We start from the raw sequence: 19,247 nt of genomic DNA, 5'->3' as shown, positions 1-19,247 counted from the left end.
ATTCCCGATCATGCGTCTTCTCGCACCGCGTGAACCGCGGTTTGGAGCATCGCCGAGCGCCCTGCCAACACCGCGGCCAGCGCCGAAACCCCAAGCATCGCGAGCGCAAAAAGGGCAAGACTTTGCCACGGCACGGCGAAGTCCATGCTCCAGTGGAAGCTCTGTCGATTCACGACCCGGATCAGCAGCACGCTGATTCCGCCCCCGGCCATGGCGCCAGCACAGACCCCGATCAGGGCAACCAGGGCGCCCTCCCAGGCCAGCATTGCGCCGATCTCGCGCCGGGTCACGCCCAGGTGCCGCAGCATCCCGAACTCCCTGCGCCGCGCTGCCGCAAGCGCGGCGAAGCTTGCCGCAATCCCGAAAAGCCCGATCAGCACGGCGCAGGCCTCCAGCGCATAGGTCACGGCGAAGGTACGATCAAACAAGCCGAGGCTGAGGCGACGAATCTCTTCGGTGCTCGCGATCTCCACCCTGTCGCCGAGGGTCTCACGCAAGCGCGTGCGCAACCCTTCGGCGCTTGCGTCGGGCGCAGCGAACACCGCCAGATCATTGAAACGCAGATCCCCGGTCAATTCGCGATACAGGGTGAGATCGATCAGCACCGCTCCGTTCTGGCGCGCATAGTCCCGCCAGATGCCGGCGATCTGGAACGAGTGCAGCGCGCCACCGATGGGCAGTGCAATGGTTTGTCCCGGTTGCCAGCCATGCAGATCTGCCACCGCTTCCGAGATCCACACCGCCGGGCCGGTGACAGGAACTTCACGCTGCATCGGGAACACCCTGCCCGCTCGCCCCGCTGGCACCGGGCGCGCCACAAGAGCCAGCGGCAATTGTTCTGCAGACACGCGGATCTGCTCATGGCGGATCGGATCGACTCGCGCCACGCCGGGCACTGACCGCACCTTGTCGGCGACTACCGGTTCGAGCCCGGCGGCCGGCGCAGATCGGCCACCCCGCAGATAGATATCGGCAGGCAGCACCACCGCCAGCCAGTCTTCCACTGAATGGCGGAACGAAGCCACCATGATGGCCATCGCCACTGCCAGTGCCACGCTCGCGAGCACACCGCCCGCTGCGATGACCGCGTGGCTGGAGGCGGCGGCCACCCGTGCGCGCGCCATGCCGAACATCAGGCCCGGCGCCTTGGCCAGGGCGCTGGTGATCACAAGGGCTGCATTCGGCAGCAAGCACACCGCGCTGGCCAGCACACAAGCGACTGCCGCGTAGCCACCCCAGGGTAACTCGTCCAGTGCGGGCAGCATGGCAAGTACCGTGGCCATGCACAGCATCGCCACGGCCCACACAGGGCGCCCGCGCACATGGGGGGGCGCGGGGTCATGGCCCGCGCGCAAGGCCAATGCGGGCGCTCCCCGCGCGGCATGCAACGCAGGCCAGAGCGAGCCACCGAGGGCGGCGAGCATGCCAAGCACAACGAATCCGACACTGGCGTAGACGTCGACTTGCAGCGTCGGCCGCGAACCTGCGAAATAGCCAGCGCCCAGGTCGCCACCGAAAAGCGCGAGCGCCACGGCGGCGAGCGCATAACCCAGCAGCAGCCCGACCAGCCCGCCAAAGAGCCCGATACTGGCGCCTTCCACAAGCACGCCGCGGAGCAGCCCGCCCTGCGTGACGCCAAGCGCCCGCAGCAGTGCGAATTCACTTTGCCGACGCACCACCGACAAGGTCTGTGTGGCAAACACCAGGAATGCCCCTGTCGCGAGCGCGATGACCGCCAGCATCGTCAGATTCGCTCGGTACGCGCGGGACATCGCGCCTGCCTGTGCCTCGCGGCTGTCCGGTTCGACCGCGAACACGCCAGGCGGCAGCACATGCCCAAGGGCAGCGCGTACGTCCGTCGCCACTGCGCCGGGTGAAAGCCGCAGGTCGATTCGCGAAAGGCGCCCGAGCTGTCGCAAGCGCCATTGCGCAGCACCAATGTCCATCAAGGCGGCGCGCTGCCCCGGCACAAAGCCGATGGCAGTGCCGGCGACTCGCAGTTCCACTTGATCGAGCCCGACCTGTAGCGGGAGCACGTCACCCTGCTTCAGCCCCAGCGCCTTCAACGCCGCCGGAGAGAGGAACACCGTATCGCTCCCGAACACGTTCATCCGACTCTCGCCCCGGGCAAGCTGCGGGCGGAGCGATGGCTGGATGGCCGCAGCGCGCAGCAGATCGAGCCCCAGCACCTTGAGCGTCTCGTCGCGCCCGGCCACCCGAACGTCAAGTTCGAGTACCGGGCTTGCGATGTCGACGCCTTCGAGCAGCGCAACGCGTGGAAACAAGGCCTCGTCGAAGCCATTGCGCGGCCCGTAAAGCTGCAGGTCGGCCTCCCCCGAAATCACCCTTACCCCATGGGCGAACTCGTCGAGCGCCGAACGATTCACGCTGCTCACCGCTACCCCGAGCGCAACGCCCAGCGCCACCGCAAGCAGGCTCAGCGCGCTGGCCAGCCGGCGTTGCGCAAGGCTTGCGAGGAACAGGCTCGCCAGCAGTTTCATGGCGCTTGCAGTCGCCCCTCGCGCAAGACCAGCACCCGATCCGCCACCGATGCCGCCTGTTGTGAATGCGTCACCATGAGGCACGCGGCGCCTCGCCGTCGCACCTCCCCCGCCAGCAGTTGCAGCACCCGCGCTGCATTGTCGGGATCAAGGTTGCCGGTCGGCTCATCGGCCAGCACCAGTTGCGGCCGATGAACCAGCGCACGGGCAATGGCAACACGCTGCAATTCGCCACCCGATAGCTCACCAGGCGCGCTCGCAGACCGTTCGGCAAGCCCTACCCCCGATAGCATCGCAAGCGCAGTGGAACGCGCTTCGCTGGCAGGCATCGCGTTCAGGCGACAGGGCAAGGCGACGTTGTCGAGCACGCTGAGGTGCGGAAGGATGTGAAAAGCCTGAAACACGAAGCCCAGCGCTCGCCGACGCCACAAGGTGATGCTGCGGTCATCCAAATCCGCGAGCGCACATTCGCCAACCGCAATCGATCCGGCGTCGGCGCGTTCAAGCCCGGCAATCAGGTTGAGCAGGGTCGACTTACCGGTGCCGGATTCCCCCATCACCGCGACGAATTCGCCCGCTGCGACAGACAACTCAAGCCCGGCGAAGAGGGGTCGCCCACCCAGGGATTTCGCCAGCCCCTGCACCTGCAACATCGCCGCCGCCTCCATTTCCTGCATTTCGAGTACGCCACGCGGCAGGGCATGGCGTGCCGCTCCGCTATACTGCCGCCCCCATGCCGGTCGACCACTACGAGAACTTCCCGGTTGCATCCCTGCTGCTGCCGCGGCGTCTGCGCCCCGCTGTCGAGGCGCTCTACGCGTTTGCCCGCAGCGCAGACGACATCGCGGACGAAGGTGACGCACAAGCCGTGCTGCGCTTGGCGCGCCTGAACGACTATCGGCGCGAGATCGATGCCATAGACCGGGGCGAAACGCCACGCGAGTCGATGTTCGCACGCCTCGCGCAAGCGGTGCGAATCCATCGCCTGCCAACCACGCTGCTGCGCGACCTGCTCGATGCCTTCAGCCAGGACGTCGCGAAAACCCGTTACGCCGATTTCGCCGAACTGCGCGACTACACCCGACGCTCGGCCGACCCGGTGGGGCGCTTGATGCTGCGCCTCTTCAACGCCGATTCGGCGCAGCACATCGCGTGGTCCGACGACATCTGCACGAGCCTGCAACTGATCAACTTCTGGCAAGACGTGGCGATTGACTGGCAGAAGGGCCGCATCTACCTGCCGGCCGACGAAAGGGCACACTTCGGCGTCGATGAGTCGCAGATCGCCGCCGCCCGCGTCGATGAGAACTGGCGCGCCCTGCTCCGCTTTCAGGTCGATCGTGCGCGCAAGATGATGCTTGCGGGCGCTCCGCTGGCGCTCGCGTTGCCGGGGCGATTTGGCTGGGAACTGCGCCTCGTCGTGCAGGGCGGCCTGCAGATCTGTGCCGCGATCGAGGCCAACGATTACGATGTGTTCCGCCACCGCCCCGTCCTCACAAGGATCGACTGGTTGCGCCTGATCGGGCGCGCCATCCGGATGAAACGATGAATCCAGACGAGTACTGCCAACAGAAGGCCGCCGCCAGCGGATCTTCGTTTTACTACAGCTTCCTGTTCCTGCCGCCGGACAAGCGCAGGGCGATCACCGCCCTTTATGCGTTTTGCCGCGAGATCGACGACGTTGTGGACGAGACACCCGACCTACAGATCGCGAGCACCAAGCTTGCCTGGTGGCGCAAGGAACTCGCGGCAGTGTATTCGGGCACCCCACAGCACCCGGTGGGTCAGGCGCTGGCGCCGCTGGTGCAGCAGTTCAATCTGCCGCAGGAAAACCTGTCCGAGATCATCGACGGCATGGAGATGGATCTGACCCAGTCACGCTACCTCGACTTCAAGGGTCTGTCGCTGTACTGCCACCGTGTGGCCGGCGTGGTCGGCCTGCTCGCCGCCGAGATATTCGGGTACACCAATCGTCAGACGCAGAAGTACGCCCATGAACTGGGCCTGGCCTTCCAGCTCACCAACATCATCCGTGATGTCGGTGAAGATGCCGGACGCGGACGTATCTACCTGCCGGTCGAAGACCTGCAGCGCTTCGGGGTGCCGGCGCGCGAGATCATCGACCGCAAGTACTCAGACAACTTCCGCGCACTGATGCAGTTCCAAGTCGAGCGTGCCGAAAAGCACTACGATCAGGCGCTGGCGCTGCTGCCGAAGGAAGACCGCAAGGCGCAGCGCACTGGCCTTGTCATGGTCGCGATCTATCGCACACTACTCAAGGAAATCGCCGCCGATGGTTACCAGGTGCTGACCCAACGCGTGTCGCTGGGGCCAGTGCGCAAGCTCTGCCTCGCGTGGTGGACCGCAGTGCGCGCCTGATCAGCGCGTTCAGAGCTTTTCAGGCGCCACGCGCGGGATACGGATGGTGAAGCACGTGCCTGCCGCGGGCGTCGAATCGACACGGATCGTGCCACACAGCAGGCGCGTCACGATGCGATGCACGATTGAAAGGCCCAGCCCCGAACCACCTTGCCCAAGCCGTGTGGTGAAGAAGGGGTCGAAGATGCGGCCCAGCGCATCTGGCGCGATACCGTTGCCATTGTCCGACACCGTCAGCGTGACGGTCTGATCTTCCGCCGTGCTCGCTTCGAGCCGGATCACGCCGCCGTCCGGATCAGCGAACGCGTGCAGTAGCGCGTTCTGGATCAGGTTGATCAGCACCTGGCCGAGGGGGCCGGGGTAGCTGTCCATCACGATGCCTTCCGGCACAGCGTCCTCGATCTGGTGTTCGCTGCGGCGGATCGTGGGCCGCAGAGTGTCCAGCACATCTTCGATGACCTGCCGCAGGTCGAAGCTGCGACGCCGTTCCGACGTCTGATCCACCGCCACCTGCTTGAAGCTCGCGATCAGATCTGCCGACCGCCGCAATGAATGCTGCAACAGTTCGCCGGTATCGCGCAGTTCATCCGAGAAAGCCGCGAGGCCGCTGCGGCTGAGCTTCTTCGCTGCCACATCGGCGTTGAATTCGCGGATACGGTCGGTAAGGGTCGACGCGAGCGTCAGCGCATTGCCAATCGGCGTGTTCAGCTCGTGCGAGATGCCCGCCACCAGCGATCCCAGCGACGCCAGCTTGTCTGCATGCATCAGTTGCTCCTGCGTCGCTTGCAGCAGGCCGATGTTTTCTTCGAGTTCACGATTCGCCGTTTGCAGGGCGGCGGTGCGCGCTTCCACCCGTGCCTCGAGTTCTTCGTTCAGCCGCCGTACAGCTTGTTCGGCCTGCAGGCGCTCTGTAACGTCGATCAACACCGAGAAGACGCACGCCTGACCGCCGCTTTCCATGATTTCGGTCGATGCGAGATAACTTCGCGCTTCGCCGTTCCGGCTCTTCAACCGGCACTCGTAGCCGGTCAGCCGGCCGTGTTCGTCCAGTTGCGCGAGAAAGCTGACGCGAGCGTCGTGGCCGCCGTCCCAGTGACCGAGTTCCAGTGTCGTGCGACCCAGCACTTCGGCCTCAGCCCAGCCGAATGCACGCTCCCAGGCCGGATTGATCGCCAGCAGGCGCCCCTCTGCCTGCGTCGCGATGCTGGCCGGCAAGGGGTTGGAGCGGAATGCCTGCGTGAATCGCGCATCCGCCGCACGCTGCGCTTCCAGCCGACGTTCGTTTTCCCGGCTCAAGGCGCGTACGTCTTCGTATTTCTTGCGCATGTTGCGCGCGGCATGGACGGTGAGGATCACACCCGCAAGCGAGGCCACGACGACCGAAAAGAAGTAGTCGAGATCAGGTTTTTCCGCAGCGGTCTGTTGCCACCCGGCTTGCGCAAAGACCGTCAGAAGCACCGCCAGCACCACGGTCGCTGCCGCCATGGCGTACGCTGCGGTGCGGCTGAACAACCAGCCCGCGATGATCAGCAACACCGGATAGGCAATCGTGATCGGCGTGCGCAGCCCGGCTACCAGACTTATCCGCAGCGCGATCGCCACCCACAGCCCCCACAGCAAGAGCTGCAAGGCACGCAGCGCCATGCCGACACGCTGCAGCAGCATGGTCGCCAGCGCGACCAGCATGATCCCCCCGTAGAACACCAGACGGCCGGTTTCGAAGCGCCCCTCGAGGGAATAGATCAGGACAACAATGCCCACCGACGCCAGAACAAAAAGCAGCAGCTTCTGGACGAAATGGATGCCCTGTTCTCCGAGCACGAAGAACAGGGGATCGTCGTCAGAGCGTTCCGGGTTGGCGTCGGGAGCGGAGCTTGGGTCTTTGGCGCGCATCAATCACAGAATTCGGCAACCGACCGGAATTCTTGAGCTGAATCGCGAGCCCCGCGGCAAGAGCGGCGTGTTTCTGCTGGCCTCAGGCGCAACCGTAACGTCGCGCCGCCTCGACCGCCAGGCCCGCACCAATACTGCCAAAGAGATCCCCTTCGACCGCGCGGGCGTTCGGCACTGCTGCTGCAATGCGCTGCCGCAGCGCAGGCACGCCGCTTGAACCCCCGGTGAAGAACACCGTGTCGATTCGCGCTTTGTCGACGCCGGCCGAGGCCAGCATCGTCTCAACCGTTTCGCCGACGCGGTTCACCAGTGCCGCGATGGCCAGATCGAAATCCGCGCGCGCGATACGAGGCGGCGCGACCACGCCCGCCTTGCGATGGAGCCGCCCCAGGTCGAGCATGACTTCCGCCTGCTCCGACAAGGCGATCTTGGCCTCTTCGACCTGCAGCGAAAGCCAGTGCCCCGCGCGCTCGCTGACGAGGTTCAGCAACAATTCCAGCTTGTCGCGCTCGGCGGCGTCGCGGTACATGTCCTGGAACTCGGTCCAGGCGGCGCGCGTATAGCAGAAGTTGATGGTGTGCCAGGTCGCAAGGTTGAAGAACGGGGTTGCGGGCAGCTCGTTGCCGTTCTTCTTCTTTGAGCGAAAGCCGAGCAAGGGCATGATCTGCGCGAGATTGAAGGCGCGATCGAGGTCCGTGCCGCCGATATGCACCCCGGCATTGGCGAGCAGATCATCCCGGCGCTCCGCCTGTTTCGCCCGCACGGGCGAGAGGCGCACCAGCGAGAAGTCCGACGTGCCGCCGCCGATATCGGCAATCAGGACCAGTTCTTCGGTGCTCAGTGACTGTTCGTAATGGAAAGCCGCCGCGATCGGCTCGAACTGGAAGCTGACTTCGCGAAATCCGATGGCGTGGGCGATCTGCGCCAGGGTGTCTTCGGCAAGCCGGTCCGCGACAGGATCGTCGTCCACGAATTGCACCGGACGACCGAATACCGCGTGATCGAAAACCCGCCCGGCTCCGGCCTCCCCTCGCCGCTTGAGCTCGGCGATGAAGTGCCGCAGCAGGTCGCGGAAAGGCAGTCTGCGCCCCAGCACTTCGGTATGCCCGTCCATCAGGCTGGAACCGAGCAAGGTCTTGAGCGCCCGCATCAGACGCCCTTCGTAGCCGTCCAGGTACTCGCCAAGCGCCTCGCGACCAAAGCAGATGCTGTCCTCGTCGGCATTGAAGAACACGGCAGAGGGCAAAGTCGGCTTGTCGTCTTCGAGCGCGATGAGTGTCGGCGCACCGGGGTTCAACCAGCCAAGCGTCGAGTTGGAGGTGCCGAAATCGATGCCGCAGGCGCGGGCGGGCTGCTGAAACATGGAAGCGTGGATGCGGGAGGGGCGCGGATGCTACGACAGCGGCTCGCTCAAGTCCAGCGCCGGCCCGTCTCTCGGCGCTGATGCGCGTCAAATGCGCTCGCCCCGGCAAGGGTGTAGCGTCGAGGTCGACAATACTCACAAAAGGAGACAGCCATGCGTACCCCGCAAGACGTCCGGACCCTAGCCCTGTTGGGCCACGCGGGCGCCGGCAAGACGACACTGATCGAATCCTTGCTCGTCTCGACCGGCGCAATCCAGGTAGCAGGAAGCATCGAGCGCGGCACGACCGTCTGCGACTACGATCCGCTTGAAAAGGAACACGGTCACTCCGCCAAACTCGCTGTCGCAAACTTTGAACGCGACGACACGCTGGTCCACCTCCTCGACACACCGGGATTCCCCGACTTCGCCGGCCAGGCCCTGGCGGCACTCGATGCCACCGACACGGTGGCCACTGTCATCAACGCCCAGAACGGCATCGAAATCACCGCCCGCCGCGCCATGCTTTGGGCGCAGACCCGCAAACTTTGCCGCATGGTCATCGTCAACAAGATCGACGCTGAACGCATCGATCTGCCGGCCCTGGTCGGCTCGCTACAGGAAGCGTTCGGTCGCGAATGTCTGCCGATCAACCTGCCCGCAGGCGGCGGATCACGAGTGGTCGACTGTTTCTTCAACCTCAGCGGCGACGCGACGGACTTCAGTTCTGTCGCCGACGCGCACCGAGCGCTGGTCGAGCAGGTTGTGGAAGTCGATGAAGCACTGACCGAGCGCTATCTGAATGGCGAGGAAATTGAGCCGGCTTCGCTGCACGATGCCTTTGAGCGCGCCCTGCGTGAAGCCCATCTGGTGCCGGTGCTGTTCGTGTCGGCCCGCACCGGCGCGGGCATTGCAGAACTGATCGACTTCATGGTGCGCCTCGCACCCAATCCGCTCGAAGGCAACCCGCCCCTGTTCGAGAAATGGCCGAACGGCGATGCCGCTGCCGCGGAGCCGCTGGAACCCAGCCACGACCCGGCCGACCACGCGCTGGCACACGTCTTCAAGATCGAAGTGGACCCATACATGGGCAAGATCGGCGTCGTGCGCGTGCTGCAAGGCACGCTGACCGCCGACACCATGCTGTACGCCGGCGAAGCGCGCAAACCATTCCGCGTCTCTCACCTGTACCGCATGCAGGGCAAGCAGCTGGTGCAGATCGAGCGTGCCGGCCCCGGCGAAATCTGCGCGATCACCAAGATCGACGACATGACCTTTGACGCGGTGCTCCACGACGCTCCGGAAGACGCAGTGATCCACTTCCATCCGCTGCCGATTCCGCATGCGGTGTATGGCCTCGCCGTACGGGTAAAGCGCCGCGGCGACGAACAGAAGCTCGCCGAGATCCTGCACCGCCTAGCGGCCGAGGACCCGGGCCTCACCGTCGAGCACGATCCGACAACGCACGAAGCGGTGATCCGCGGACTCGGCGAACTGCACCTCGGGCGCATCCTCGAGAAGATGCGTGCCCAGTACAAGCTGGAAGTCGACAGCCACCCGCCGACGATTCCCTACCGCGAAACGATCACGCTGCCCGCGGAAGGCCACCACCGCCACAAGAAGCAGAGCGGCGGCGCCGGACAGTTCGGCGAGGTGTACCTGCGCATCGCCCCGCTCGCGCGCGGCGAAGGCTTCCGCTTCCTCGACGCGGTGAAAGGCGGCGCGATACCGGGCACCTTTATCCCGGCGGTCGAGAAAGGCGTCCGTGATGTCCTGTCGGGCGGCGCCATCGCGGGCTTCCCGGTCCAGGATCTGGAAGTCACGGTCTACGATGGCAAGACCCACCCGGTGGACGGCAAGGAAATCGCTTTCGTCACCGCGGGTCGCAAGGCTTTCCTCGACGCGGTCGCCAAAGCCCGTGGCATCGTGCTTGAACCGATCGTCGATCTTGAGGTGACGGTTCCCGAGGCAGCGATCGGCGATGTGAATGGCGAACTCGCGCTGCGCCGGGGTCAGGTCACCGATACCGGCACCGCCCGTGGCGGCATGGTCACGATCAATGCCCGCGCGCCGCTGGCAGAGCTGAACGACTTCCAGGGCAGGCTCAAGTCCATCACCGGCGGGCAAGGCAGCTACACGCTCGCCCTGTGCGACTACGAGCCGGCACCGCCCAACGTGCAGCAACAGCTCACGTCGGCTTTCAGACCGGTCGACGAAGAGTGATCCACCTATCCGGTGCGATGCCGCAACTGGCGTCGCACCGGATGCCTCGCGGCTTGAGGCAGAATCGCGGCCATGCAGCCGCCCGCCCCCCTACCTGATCCCCCCCTCGCCTTGGTGACCGGCGCGACCGGTTTCGTCGCCCGCACGCTGATTCCCGCATTGCGCGCGCACGGCTACCGCGTTCGCGCAGCCTTGCGCAGCCCTTGCGACGGGCCTTGGGACGAATCGGTCGTCGTCGGCGATCTCAACAATTTCGTTGACTGGGGACCTGCCACCGCCGGCGTCGACGCCATCTGGCACCTGGCCGCCCGGGTGCATGTCATGCGCGAGACCGAGGCTGACCCGCTGCAAGCTTTCCGGCGGGTGAACGTGGAACGCACAGCGGACCTGTGTGCGGCGGCGCGCGTATCGGGCGTGCGGCGACTGGTGTATCTCAGCTCGATCAAGGTCAACGGTGAGCAGACCCAGCCGGGCCGGCCCTTCCGGCCCGACGACACGCCCGCCCCGCACGACGCCTATGGTGTATCGAAACTGGAGGCGGAACAGGCCATTCGCGCGAGCGGCATCGAAAGCGCCATCGTGCGCCCCCCGCTGATCTACGGCCCCGGAGTCGGCGCCAACTTCGCGCAGCTGGTCAGTGCAGTATCAAAAGGCTACTTGCTGCCGCTGGGCAGCGTCGATAACCGCCGCGATCTGGTCTTTGTCGGCAACCTTGTCGATGCGCTGGTACGCATCGGCGAGCATCCGCGCGCGGCCGGCCGCACCTTTCTTATCAGCGACCGAGCGCCAATGAGCACACCTGAACTCATCCGGCACATTGCGCACGCGCTGCAAAAGCGGGAACGCTTGCTCCGCGTGCCAAGCCCATTGCTGCTGGGTGCGCTAACCCTGCTAGGGAAGCGCGAAGAAGCGCAGCGATTGCTCGGCTCGCTTGAAGTCGACACCAGTGATCTGGTCGAGACCTTGTCCTGGCAACCGCCCTACACGGTCGCCGAAGGCCTTCGCGCAACGGTAGGCGGTCGCTGACGTACTCGATCAGCCATCGAACTCCAGCGCAAGCGTGATCTCGAAGCGCGCGTCGCGCAGGTCAGCCGGCAACCGAATTGCGGCGGCTGAACGCATCAGTGACGGCCGCAGGACGTTCTCAAATTCGCGTGCAAGAGAATCCCCGCTGAAGGTCAGCGCGAGCAAACGCCCGCCGCCGAAGACCATGCGAGCTTCGGTTCGGGCACCGGCCAAACCGGGCGGCACCTCGATGCCACCCAAGCCCTGCGCCAAGGCGACGCGTACCCCGCGCATGGTCGCGGCATCCAACCCTGCCTCCGCAGGCACGATCGGTGCGCTGTCGGGCAGGCGAGCCGGGGGACTTTCGCCCCTCGCGGGCTGTCGTTCGCGCATTTGTTGTCGAGTGTTCTCTTCCTTGCTCGATGGCTGAGGGGCCGTCGCCGGCGAGGGCACGATTGCGCGCGGCACCTTCATCGCACTGTGAGCCATCACGGGAATCGATTCAGACGCAGATACCGACTGTTTGTCCGCGCCAGGCCCTGTCTGAGGCTTGAGCTGCTGGATTCGCACACGCAGACTGCGGGCACCTGCGTGCAAGGGTGGAAACAAGCCCAGGGCCATCGCATGCACGATGATCGACAGCAGCAGCATTGCCAAGCAACGTTTATCGGCAGGCGCAGCGAAGAGCTTGGAAGAAGACATTGAAATCACACATGCGAGGCGTATGCTCTAGCAGATTCTAGAGAGGGAGTCGCCGTGATCCTCGTTGAACGCGGCACGGTCGCGGGCAATTCGCGACGGCCGCTGATCCTCACACTCGATGTCCATGGCCAGCCGTTCCGCTGGGTGAATTGGCAGCATGCGGTGATCTACTACGCCCGCGATCAGGTCGCATGGGCTGCCGGGGACAACGAATTCACGATTCTCGGCGGCATGCGCCGCGAGACAGGGCTGCAATCGGTCATCACGACCAACAGCATCATCGCGATACGCGGCAAGGCGCTCAGCCAGCGCGCGCTACACAAGGTGCCGCCGCTTTCCAACCGCGAACTCTTCCATCGCGATCGCCAGATCTGCGCTTACTGCGGCACGCACCTCGCTTCCGGCAAACTGACACGCGACCATGTTCTGCCTGTTTCCCAGGGCGGACGCGATGTGTGGATGAATGTCGTCACCGCCTGTCGGCCCTGCAACCAACGCAAGGGCGGCCGGACGCCGGAACAGTCGCACATGCAGCTGCTGTATGCGCCGTATGTGCCGAGCAAGGCGGAATTCCTGATCCTCTCCAACCGCAACATCCTTGCCGACCAGATGGACTTCCTGGCGCGCCACGTTTCCAGCCACAGTCGCGTCTTGCTCGGCTGAACAACGCGTCACCCGTCGCCGAGGACAGTGCGGGCCCGGAGGCGCTCGGCAGGCTCGAAATGCGCCTCGACGATCGCATTGACCTGCGCTTCACGCTCGGCATCTGAAAGTCCCTTGTCTTGCTGGAGCTTGCGGATTTCTTCTTTGCTGACAGAGATCCGTTGCGCCCAGTTGGCCCAGGCAGCCTCCACCGCCGCGATCCGCGCATCGGCATCCGGCAAGGGCAGCGGCACCCCAGACACGGGTGGCGGAGCGCTCAGGCGCTCGGCCAGGAGGCGTTCCTCTGCACCAAAGAACGCCTCACCCCAGTCTTGCCCCATGGCGCGCCGGCGTGCCGCCGAGATCGTCTCAAGGCGCTTGGCCAGCGCTTTGGCATCGAGCCGGCCGATACTCGGCAGGTCTATCGTCTGGGCCTCGCGATAGGCCTGCCAGATCGCGCGTGCGGCGAGTCCGGCACCGCGACCACAAGCCTCGTCCGCCTCTTGCGCCATGGCTGCGGCAATCGCCTCGGGCGTGAATCGACCCAGCTGGTTACCGTACCAATCGATCCGGCGACGGATCTGATGGTCAGCACGCAGTCGCCCCGGGCCGGCGCAGACCCACGCACCATCGGGGTCGGTGCCAGCAAGCACGCCGCCGACGATCTGCGCACGGATCGTGTCGAGTTCGCCGACAGCGGGCTCCGCGCGTGAAAACGGGAATACCTCACCACGCGCCTCCGCCACCACAGCCTGCGCCGCCTCAGGCACCCGATCCGGGCGGATGCCACCCGAGGTCTCACCTCGCCCAAACATCCAGGCAACTGCCGCAATGACAACGGCCGTTGCGCCAGCAACCCGCTTCAAAGTCCAAGGTTCCGCAGACGGTTGGCCTGTGATCGGTAAAACGCGGTTGGATCAGAACTGAAGAGGCCGCGAAGCCCGAAGAGATGGTTGATCTCGTCGATGTGGTTCCAGCCGTAGTCGTCGCGCAGCACCTTGCCCCAATGCGACGAACACCGCGATACCAGTCCGTCGTTCGCTTCGAACCCGAAGACCAGCGAAGAAGCAATCAGCATCGGGTCGAGCACGTCCAGCACATTGGTTGCAACCGATGTTCCACCTGCCGAGTAGTAGCGCACGCCATTTGCAGCGAGTTCCGGCCCCTGGCCGCAAGACTGGGTCGGCGCGCCCGCCGGAAAGCGCCGGTTGAAGTCTCGCGCACCCGCCGTGTTCAGCGATGCAAGTGTGCCAAGCGCATCCTGTGGCGAGCCGTTGCCCGACAGCAGCCCGATCAACTGGCCGAGCCCGTTTACCAGCGCGGTGACGAGGTCGGTGGTGCCGGTTGCACCGGCGCCAGCCTTTATGGCGTCTGCAACCTTGCTACCGTCATGCGGTGCGCCGACGGTCGTCACCGAAGCCACCAATCCCGGGGCCACCGCAGCCACATATCGGGATGTTGCGCCGCCGTGGCTATGTCCGATCAGGTTGAACTTCTGGTAGCCGTATTTCGCCTGCAGCACCTGCAGGTATTTGAGCACCTGCTCGCCACGCGCTTCGTTGCTGTTCAGCGCAGAGACCGATGCAACGAAGACGGTCGCACCGCCCGCACGGAGCGCCTCCGGAATCCCGTACCAGTAGTTGATCGCGCCAATCGAATCAAAACCCAGCATCCCGTGCACCAGAACGATCGGATAACGGGTCTGTGTGTAAGTGTCTGCGCGTGCCAGGGACGACTGCAGGACGGCAATGAAACACAACAGCACAAGCAAGCACTTGCGAATCATGTTGTTCTCCCCCAAGGTTGTTTAGTCTTTTCAGCCATACGGGTGCGTAGCGCGGATCTGTGCCCCCACGGCCCTGCGCCTTCACGTTGGATACACGCCATGCAATCGATATTGCATTTCTGCCGCATGCGAAGAGGCAATTTCCGGATCGCAGCATTAACTACGTAACGCACAGTTTTATTGGTATAGCGAGGTTTCAGGCGATGTCACGTTGCATTGCGGTAGCGGCATCGCAGCGTATGGCGAGAATGCTGTCGCCATGTTGAGTTACGCAGGCAAATGGTTGCGATTAACAACCATATATTTGATCCGAGAGTTTGACGTCGATTAGAAAGTGACGGATGCACAACACCGCCCTCAGGGAGTTCGCACGCGCATTCCTGGCCGTCGAGCAGACGACCGCCCGACGCCACGGATTGGGTGCCGATGCCCAACACCGTATCGCCAGCCTGCTAGTGCGGAACGGGCCTGTGACGCCGCAAGCCCTGTCGTCCATGACCGGACTGCACAAGGCTTGGGTAACCCGCAGCATCAAGGCAATGGAAGCGTCACAACAAGTCATAACACGCCCGAATCCGGACGACGGACGATCGATCCTTGTCGAGATTTCGCCCAGCGGGCGTCAGGCCGTAGAAAACATCAACGCCTGCCTCGACCGCTACGCTTCAGCGCTGCTGCAAGGTCTTGCGCCCGCAGACCGCGCGCCTGCCGACCGAATACTGCGTCGACTCGCTGCGATTATTCAGGACGCGGCGCCGCAGCAAAGCGCCGATCTTGAGTAACATAGCGGCCGGTTGCGCCAACCGGGGGGAAGGCGCCCGAATTCCGATTGCGACCTGATCCATGCGCTTCATCTTCGTTGCCCTGCTCACCTTGTGCGGACTGCACCCTGCCCTTGCGGCACCGGACGAACATGTTGTGAAACTGGCATCGCTGGAATGGCCTCCCTACGCCAGCGCCAGCGTCAGCGCCGGGGGAACGGTTACCGATACGGTCCGCCGCGCGCTCGCCGCGTCCGGATACCGCCTGGTCGTCGAGTACTTCCCCTGGCCCAAAGCCGTTGCCGTCGGTGAATCGGCGAAAGGGTTCGCCGGCTATTTTCCGAGTTACTACTCCGCCGACCGTGCACGGCGCACCGAACTCTCCGATCCGGTAGGCGAAAGCCCGCTGGGCTTCGCGCAGCGGTCGGATTCGCCGAGCACCTGGGTCACCATCGAAGACCTCAAGGCTCTGCGTATTGGCGTGGTCGAGGGCTACATCAATACCACTGCGCTCGACAGGCGCATCGCCAGCGGCGATCAGCCGGCCGACAGTACGCTCGATGATGCCAGCAACCTCATGAAACTTGCGGCCGGCCGCGTCGACCTCGCCGTGGTGGACTCCAAGGTATTCGCGAACCTGATGGGCAACGACACTCGCCTGACCGGGTTGCGCGGGCAACTGGTCATGAATCCGCGCCTGCTCGAACTCAAGAGCGTTCACGTAGCCTTCCGCAAGACCTCGGAAGGCCGCAAGCTTTCGCGCGCACTCAGCGAAGGCCTGCGCAAGATTGGCTACCAGCCGCCGGTTTTCAATCAGGACCCGGAATAAACGCACGAATGGCAGCCAACGCCGGTGAAACTCTATTACACCGACCACTTTGACCTGCCGCTGCCACCGGGCCATCGCTTTCCGATGGCGAAATACCGGATGCTTCGCGACGCGCTGCATGAAACAGCAAGATTTTCGCCGCAGGATTTCCTGGTTCCCGACGCCGCATCAGACGAAATGCTTGAGCGTGCCCACGCACGCGACTACGTTAAGCGCGTATCCGAGGGCCGCTTGTCAGCACAAGAGCAACGGCGCATTGGTTTTCCCTGGACGCCCGCAATGGTCGAACGCTCGCGCCGATCGGTCGGCGCCACCGTCGCCGCATGCCGGACAGCACTCTCCGAAGGCTGCGCCGCAAATCTGGCTGGCGGTACGCACCACGCGCACGCCGACTTCGGATCGGGGTTCTGCGTGTTCAACGATGCTGCGGTCGCCGCACGCACACTGCTGGCTGAGACCTGCATCTCGCGAATTGCGGTGATCGACTGCGACGTCCATCAGGGCGACGGAACTGCAGCAATCCTGTCTGGCGACGCCAGCGTATTCACATTCAGCATCCACGGCGCGCGGAATTTCCCCTTCCGCAAGCAAGTCAGCGACCTGGATATCGAGTTGCCGGACGATACCGGCGATGCACCGTACCTCGCTGCGCTCGCCAACGGACTCGATCAGGTATTCGATCGCGCGAAGCCACAGTTCGTGATCTATCTCGCCGGCGCGGACCCCTACCACGACGATCGTCTCGGTCGCCTTGCACTGAGCAAGGAAGGCCTCATGGCACGGGATGTGTCTGTACTGAGCGCCTGCACATCCACCGGAACCCCGGTCGCACTTGCCATGGCCGGGGGCTACGCCAACGATATCAGTGACACTGTATCGATATACCTTGCCACGATCACAACGGCGCAAAAGGTTTTCAGCGGCGGCTGGCGAGTGACGCCCAGCGATGTGTCATGCGGCTGATAGGCGTCGACTTCACATCGGCACCATCAAATCGCAAGCCCATCACTGCCGCGCATGGATGGTTCGACGCCGGCGTAGTCCACTGCGAGAACGTGAGCCGGCTTTCGACGTGGGCATCCTTCGACGAGATGCTGCACACCCCGGGTCCATGGCTGGGTGCATTTGACTTCCCGTTTGGCCTGCCACGAGAGGGGGTCTGGGACCTTGGATGGCCAACTGACTGGGCGTCACTGGTCGCGCATTGCACGGCGATGGGTAAGGACGCCTTCAAGCAGGCCCTTGATGCCTATCGCTCGTCACGCCCTTACGGCGCACGCTATCCGCACCGCGCCACAGACGCGCCAGCGAAGAGCCATAGTCCGTTCAAGCTGGTCAACCCACCGGTCGGCCTCATGTTCCTCGCCGGCGCACCGCGCCTGCTCGCTGCCGGCCTGACAATACCGGGCATGCACCAGGGTGATCCGAGTCGGGTGGCGGTCGAAGCCTATCCTGCACTGGTTGCGCGCCGCCATGCAGCCGGCTCGTACAAGAGCGACGACCCTGCGCGCTGGAATGATGCACGTCGCACCGCCCGCATCACCATCATCGACGGGGTCCTGAATGCAGGTATCAACGCGGCCCTGAGCCTCAATCTGGGCAAGTCATTGCGGGTCGATGCGATCGAAGACGCGAGCGGCGATACGCTCGACGCAATCCTTGCCCTGACACAAGCAGCGACGGCCTGGACGCAGCGCCACAGCGGCTATGCGCTGCCGCCTTCGATCGACCCGATCGAAGGCTGGATCGCTGGCGCCGACAGCCTGCGCTGACACACCGCACAAAAATGTCTTGCAAATTCGCGGCGCAGCGTCCACACTCGCGGCTCGCCGAAATTCAAGCAGTGTGCAATTGCAGTAGCTAGGCCCCGCAGCAGTTCTGCGTGCGGTTCTCCGGTTCTCGATCTCCGTCTTGATTTTCATCTTTCCCGGGCAAGGCGAATGCCCAAACATCACATCAGGACGCTAGATACATGGCTACCGGTACCGTTAAGTGGTTCAACGAAACCAAAGGCTTCGGCTTCATCACCCCGGACGAAGGCGGCGACGATCTGTTCGCGCACTTCTCCGCAATCCAGACCAAGGGCTTCCGCACGCTCGCCGAAGGGCAGCGCGTGAACTTCGACGTCACGACTGGCCCGAAGGGCAAGCAGGCTTCGAACATTCGCCCCGAGTAATCGGTCAATCGCCGATTTCGCAGAAGAGCCCGGCCCGCCCGGGCTTTTTTGTTGTACCGCACTAACCCTGCAGAGCGCTCGTTCTGCACCTGACAGGAGCCATGAGTGGCCAAGGAAGAACTGCTGGAAATGAACGGCGTGGTCGAGGAAGTGATGCCCGACACGCGCTTCAAGGTCACGCTTGACAACGGGATCGGCGTCATTGCCTATGCGTCGGGCAAGATGCGCAAACACCGCATCCGCATCCTTGCCGGTGACAAGGTCACGCTCGAGATGTCACCCTACGATCTGACCAAGGGTCGCATTACCTTCCGCCACAAGGACGACCGTGGCCCCGCGTTCGGTGACGGATCGAACGGTCCGGCACGCTGAACTTGCAAAGGCGTGGCTCCGGTCGCCTGGCGACTGCACGCCTTACCTACCTCCCCCCTCGGACTCGCTTGCGACGCGTCCACGCATACGTCGGCGACAATTGATCGACGACATGCTTCACGGCGGCGGGCGCAGCAGATCGCCATCAGTATTTGTTCTGCCGGCTCGCTGCCAAGGCAGTCCAAGTCCCGCTTTTCATCAGATTGAAATCCTGAATGGAGGAGCCGAGCCTCGGCGCTTACACTCCTTCCATAACGAATGCAAGCGGTCACCGCAATATTTCGCGAGTGTCGGCACACACATCCACACCAGGAAACCAAATGATGAACAACGAGACATCACATCGCTTCACCACCGGCGCCGTCGAGATCGCCGAGAACCACCTTGCGTCCGCGATCAGCCTTGCGCGCGAAGGTCAGTTCGAAGCAGCCGTGAGCGCGTTCCGCAAGGCACTCAGCTTTGTGCCGGACCGCTCCGACGCCTGGCAGGGTCTCGGCTACTGCTACCGCAAACTGAGCCGGTTTGCGCAAGCCAACGAGGCCTACGGCGAAGCACAGCGCCTCGACCCGACCCGCGGTGCGGTCTGGGTCAACGCGCCGGTCGCTGCGATCCCGCTGCACTGACTCTGCGGCGGCA

At 64.1% G+C, this 19,247-nt stretch carries 19 protein-coding genes; 12 read left to right on the top strand and 7 right to left on the bottom strand.

Annotation, left to right across the window (positions count from 1 at the left end; translation table 11 throughout):
- Positions 1-8: 8 nt before the first annotated feature.
- A complete protein-coding gene (locus GGR36_RS03750; protein WP_183631985.1) occupies positions 9-2,501 on the bottom strand; it encodes an FtsX-like permease family protein in 2,493 nt (830 codons plus the stop codon).
- Positions 2,498-3,154, bottom strand: coding sequence for an ABC transporter ATP-binding protein (locus tag GGR36_RS03745; RefSeq protein WP_183634890.1), 657 nt, complete (start codon positions 3,152-3,154; stop codon positions 2,498-2,500). Before GGR36_RS03745 ends, GGR36_RS03750 begins: the two co-directional genes overlap by 4 nt.
- A gap of 80 nt (positions 3,155-3,234) precedes the next feature.
- On the opposite strand from GGR36_RS03745, the gene hpnC reads away from it, so the two are divergent.
- Positions 3,235-4,050 (top strand): squalene synthase HpnC, encoded by an 816-nt coding sequence (gene hpnC / locus GGR36_RS03740; protein ID WP_183631983.1) that lies wholly within the window; start codon positions 3,235-3,237, stop codon positions 4,048-4,050.
- Complete coding sequence (gene hpnD, locus GGR36_RS03735; RefSeq protein ID WP_183631981.1) at positions 4,047-4,880, top strand: presqualene diphosphate synthase HpnD; 834 nt, start codon at positions 4,047-4,049, stop codon at positions 4,878-4,880. The genes hpnC and hpnD overlap by 4 nt, the downstream gene beginning before the upstream one ends.
- A 9-nt stretch (positions 4,881-4,889) precedes the next feature.
- Here hpnD and GGR36_RS03730 read toward each other — a convergent pair whose 3' ends face one another.
- Entirely contained in the window at positions 4,890-6,773 is a 1,884-nt protein-coding gene (locus GGR36_RS03730) for a PAS domain-containing sensor histidine kinase (protein ID WP_183631979.1), read from the bottom strand.
- A gap of 82 nt (positions 6,774-6,855) precedes the next feature.
- The gene (locus GGR36_RS03725) at positions 6,856-8,136 is read right to left on the bottom strand and encodes an Hsp70 family protein (RefSeq protein ID WP_183631977.1); all 1,281 of its coding nucleotides are present in this window, start codon (positions 8,134-8,136) and stop codon (positions 6,856-6,858) included.
- Positions 8,137-8,289: 153 nt separating this feature from the next.
- Here GGR36_RS03725 and fusA point away from each other — a divergent pair, with 153 nt between their 5' ends.
- Positions 8,290-10,338 (top strand): elongation factor G, encoded by a 2,049-nt coding sequence (fusA, locus tag GGR36_RS03720; RefSeq protein ID WP_183631975.1) that lies wholly within the window; start codon positions 8,290-8,292, stop codon positions 10,336-10,338.
- 72 nt (positions 10,339-10,410) lie between these two features.
- On the top strand, positions 10,411-11,364 hold the full coding sequence (locus GGR36_RS03715) for an NAD-dependent epimerase/dehydratase family protein (RefSeq protein WP_183631973.1): 954 nt from the start codon (positions 10,411-10,413) through the stop codon (positions 11,362-11,364).
- A gap of 9 nt (positions 11,365-11,373) precedes the next feature.
- Here the strand turns inward: GGR36_RS03715 and GGR36_RS03710 are convergent, their stop codons facing one another.
- Positions 11,374-12,045, bottom strand: a complete 672-nt coding sequence (locus tag GGR36_RS03710; protein ID WP_221229485.1) for a hypothetical protein — start codon at positions 12,043-12,045, stop codon at positions 11,374-11,376.
- A 54-nt stretch (positions 12,046-12,099) separates the two neighbouring features.
- Between GGR36_RS03710 and GGR36_RS03705 the strand changes: the two genes are divergently transcribed.
- Entirely contained in the window at positions 12,100-12,708 is a 609-nt protein-coding gene (locus GGR36_RS03705; RefSeq protein ID WP_338086617.1) for an HNH endonuclease, read from the top strand.
- Positions 12,709-12,716: 8 nt separating this feature from the next.
- Here GGR36_RS03705 and GGR36_RS03700 read toward each other — a convergent pair whose 3' ends face one another.
- Together GGR36_RS03700 and GGR36_RS03695 are read right to left on the bottom strand one after the other, a co-directional pair.
- A complete protein-coding gene (locus GGR36_RS03700; protein ID WP_183631969.1) occupies positions 12,717-13,502 on the bottom strand; it encodes a lipase secretion chaperone in 786 nt (261 codons plus the stop codon).
- A gap of 47 nt (positions 13,503-13,549) precedes the next feature.
- Complete coding sequence (locus tag GGR36_RS03695) at positions 13,550-14,473, bottom strand: esterase/lipase family protein (protein ID WP_183631967.1); 924 nt, start codon at positions 14,471-14,473, stop codon at positions 13,550-13,552.
- Between the two features lie 341 nt (positions 14,474-14,814).
- Here GGR36_RS03695 and GGR36_RS03690 point away from each other — a divergent pair, with 341 nt between their 5' ends.
- From GGR36_RS03690 to GGR36_RS03660, 7 genes are all read left to right on the top strand, one after another.
- A complete protein-coding gene (locus GGR36_RS03690; protein ID WP_183631965.1) occupies positions 14,815-15,255 on the top strand; it encodes a MarR family winged helix-turn-helix transcriptional regulator in 441 nt (146 codons plus the stop codon).
- A gap of 61 nt (positions 15,256-15,316) precedes the next feature.
- Positions 15,317-16,063: a substrate-binding periplasmic protein gene (locus GGR36_RS03685; RefSeq protein WP_183631963.1), complete on the top strand. Its 747-nt coding sequence runs from the start codon at positions 15,317-15,319 to the stop codon at positions 16,061-16,063.
- Between the two features lie 24 nt (positions 16,064-16,087).
- Positions 16,088-17,026: an arginase family protein gene (locus GGR36_RS03680; protein ID WP_183631961.1), complete on the top strand. Its 939-nt coding sequence runs from the start codon at positions 16,088-16,090 to the stop codon at positions 17,024-17,026.
- 92 nt (positions 17,027-17,118) lie between these two features.
- The gene (locus GGR36_RS03675; RefSeq protein ID WP_338086615.1) at positions 17,119-17,835 is read left to right on the top strand and encodes a DUF429 domain-containing protein; all 717 of its coding nucleotides are present in this window, start codon (positions 17,119-17,121) and stop codon (positions 17,833-17,835) included.
- Between the two features lie 200 nt (positions 17,836-18,035).
- Positions 18,036-18,239, top strand: coding sequence for a cold-shock protein (locus GGR36_RS03670; RefSeq protein ID WP_183631957.1), 204 nt, complete (start codon positions 18,036-18,038; stop codon positions 18,237-18,239).
- A 105-nt stretch (positions 18,240-18,344) separates the two neighbouring features.
- The gene (gene infA, locus GGR36_RS03665) at positions 18,345-18,611 is read left to right on the top strand and encodes a translation initiation factor IF-1 (RefSeq protein WP_183631955.1); all 267 of its coding nucleotides are present in this window, start codon (positions 18,345-18,347) and stop codon (positions 18,609-18,611) included.
- Between the two features lie 323 nt (positions 18,612-18,934).
- Entirely contained in the window at positions 18,935-19,234 is a 300-nt protein-coding gene (locus GGR36_RS03660; RefSeq protein ID WP_183631953.1) for a tetratricopeptide repeat protein, read from the top strand.
- Positions 19,235-19,247 lie beyond the last annotated feature (13 nt).

The organism is Niveibacterium umoris (assembly GCF_014197015.1).
GTDB lineage: Bacteria > Pseudomonadota > Gammaproteobacteria > Burkholderiales > Rhodocyclaceae > Niveibacterium > Niveibacterium umoris.
The sequence above is the reverse complement of the archived record's forward strand: the minus strand, read 5'-3'. Positions and strand labels throughout refer to the sequence as shown.

What these genes read in the sequence shown, in the direction of transcription:
- GGR36_RS03725 (WP_183631977.1), bottom strand. Translation starts at nt 8,136, where the DNA reads ATGTTTCAGCAGCCCGCCCGCGCCTGCGGCATCGATTTCGGCACCTCC.
- GGR36_RS03710 (WP_221229485.1), bottom strand. Translation starts at nt 12,045, where the DNA reads ATGTCTTCTTCCAAGCTCTTCGCTGCGCCTGCCGATAAACGTTGCTTG.
- hpnC (WP_183631983.1), top strand. Translation starts at nt 3,235, where the DNA reads ATGCCGGTCGACCACTACGAGAACTTCCCGGTTGCATCCCTGCTGCTG.
- GGR36_RS03730 (WP_183631979.1), bottom strand. Translation starts at nt 6,773, where the DNA reads ATGCGCGCCAAAGACCCAAGCTCCGCTCCCGACGCCAACCCGGAACGC.
- GGR36_RS03695 (WP_183631967.1), bottom strand. Translation starts at nt 14,473, where the DNA reads ATGATTCGCAAGTGCTTGCTTGTGCTGTTGTGTTTCATTGCCGTCCTG.
- GGR36_RS03715 (WP_183631973.1), top strand. Translation starts at nt 10,411, where the DNA reads ATGCAGCCGCCCGCCCCCCTACCTGATCCCCCCCTCGCCTTGGTGACC.
- GGR36_RS03745 (WP_183634890.1), bottom strand. Translation starts at nt 3,154, where the DNA reads ATGTTGCAGGTGCAGGGGCTGGCGAAATCCCTGGGTGGGCGACCCCTC.
- GGR36_RS03660 (WP_183631953.1), top strand. Translation starts at nt 18,935, where the DNA reads ATGAACAACGAGACATCACATCGCTTCACCACCGGCGCCGTCGAGATC.
- GGR36_RS03685 (WP_183631963.1), top strand. Translation starts at nt 15,317, where the DNA reads ATGCGCTTCATCTTCGTTGCCCTGCTCACCTTGTGCGGACTGCACCCT.
- hpnD (WP_183631981.1), top strand. Translation starts at nt 4,047, where the DNA reads ATGAATCCAGACGAGTACTGCCAACAGAAGGCCGCCGCCAGCGGATCT.
- GGR36_RS03750 (WP_183631985.1), bottom strand. Translation starts at nt 2,501, where the DNA reads ATGAAACTGCTGGCGAGCCTGTTCCTCGCAAGCCTTGCGCAACGCCGG.
- GGR36_RS03700 (WP_183631969.1), bottom strand. Translation starts at nt 13,502, where the DNA reads ATGTTTGGGCGAGGTGAGACCTCGGGTGGCATCCGCCCGGATCGGGTG.
- GGR36_RS03690 (WP_183631965.1), top strand. Translation starts at nt 14,815, where the DNA reads ATGCACAACACCGCCCTCAGGGAGTTCGCACGCGCATTCCTGGCCGTC.
- fusA (WP_183631975.1), top strand. Translation starts at nt 8,290, where the DNA reads ATGCGTACCCCGCAAGACGTCCGGACCCTAGCCCTGTTGGGCCACGCG.
- GGR36_RS03670 (WP_183631957.1), top strand. Translation starts at nt 18,036, where the DNA reads ATGGCTACCGGTACCGTTAAGTGGTTCAACGAAACCAAAGGCTTCGGC.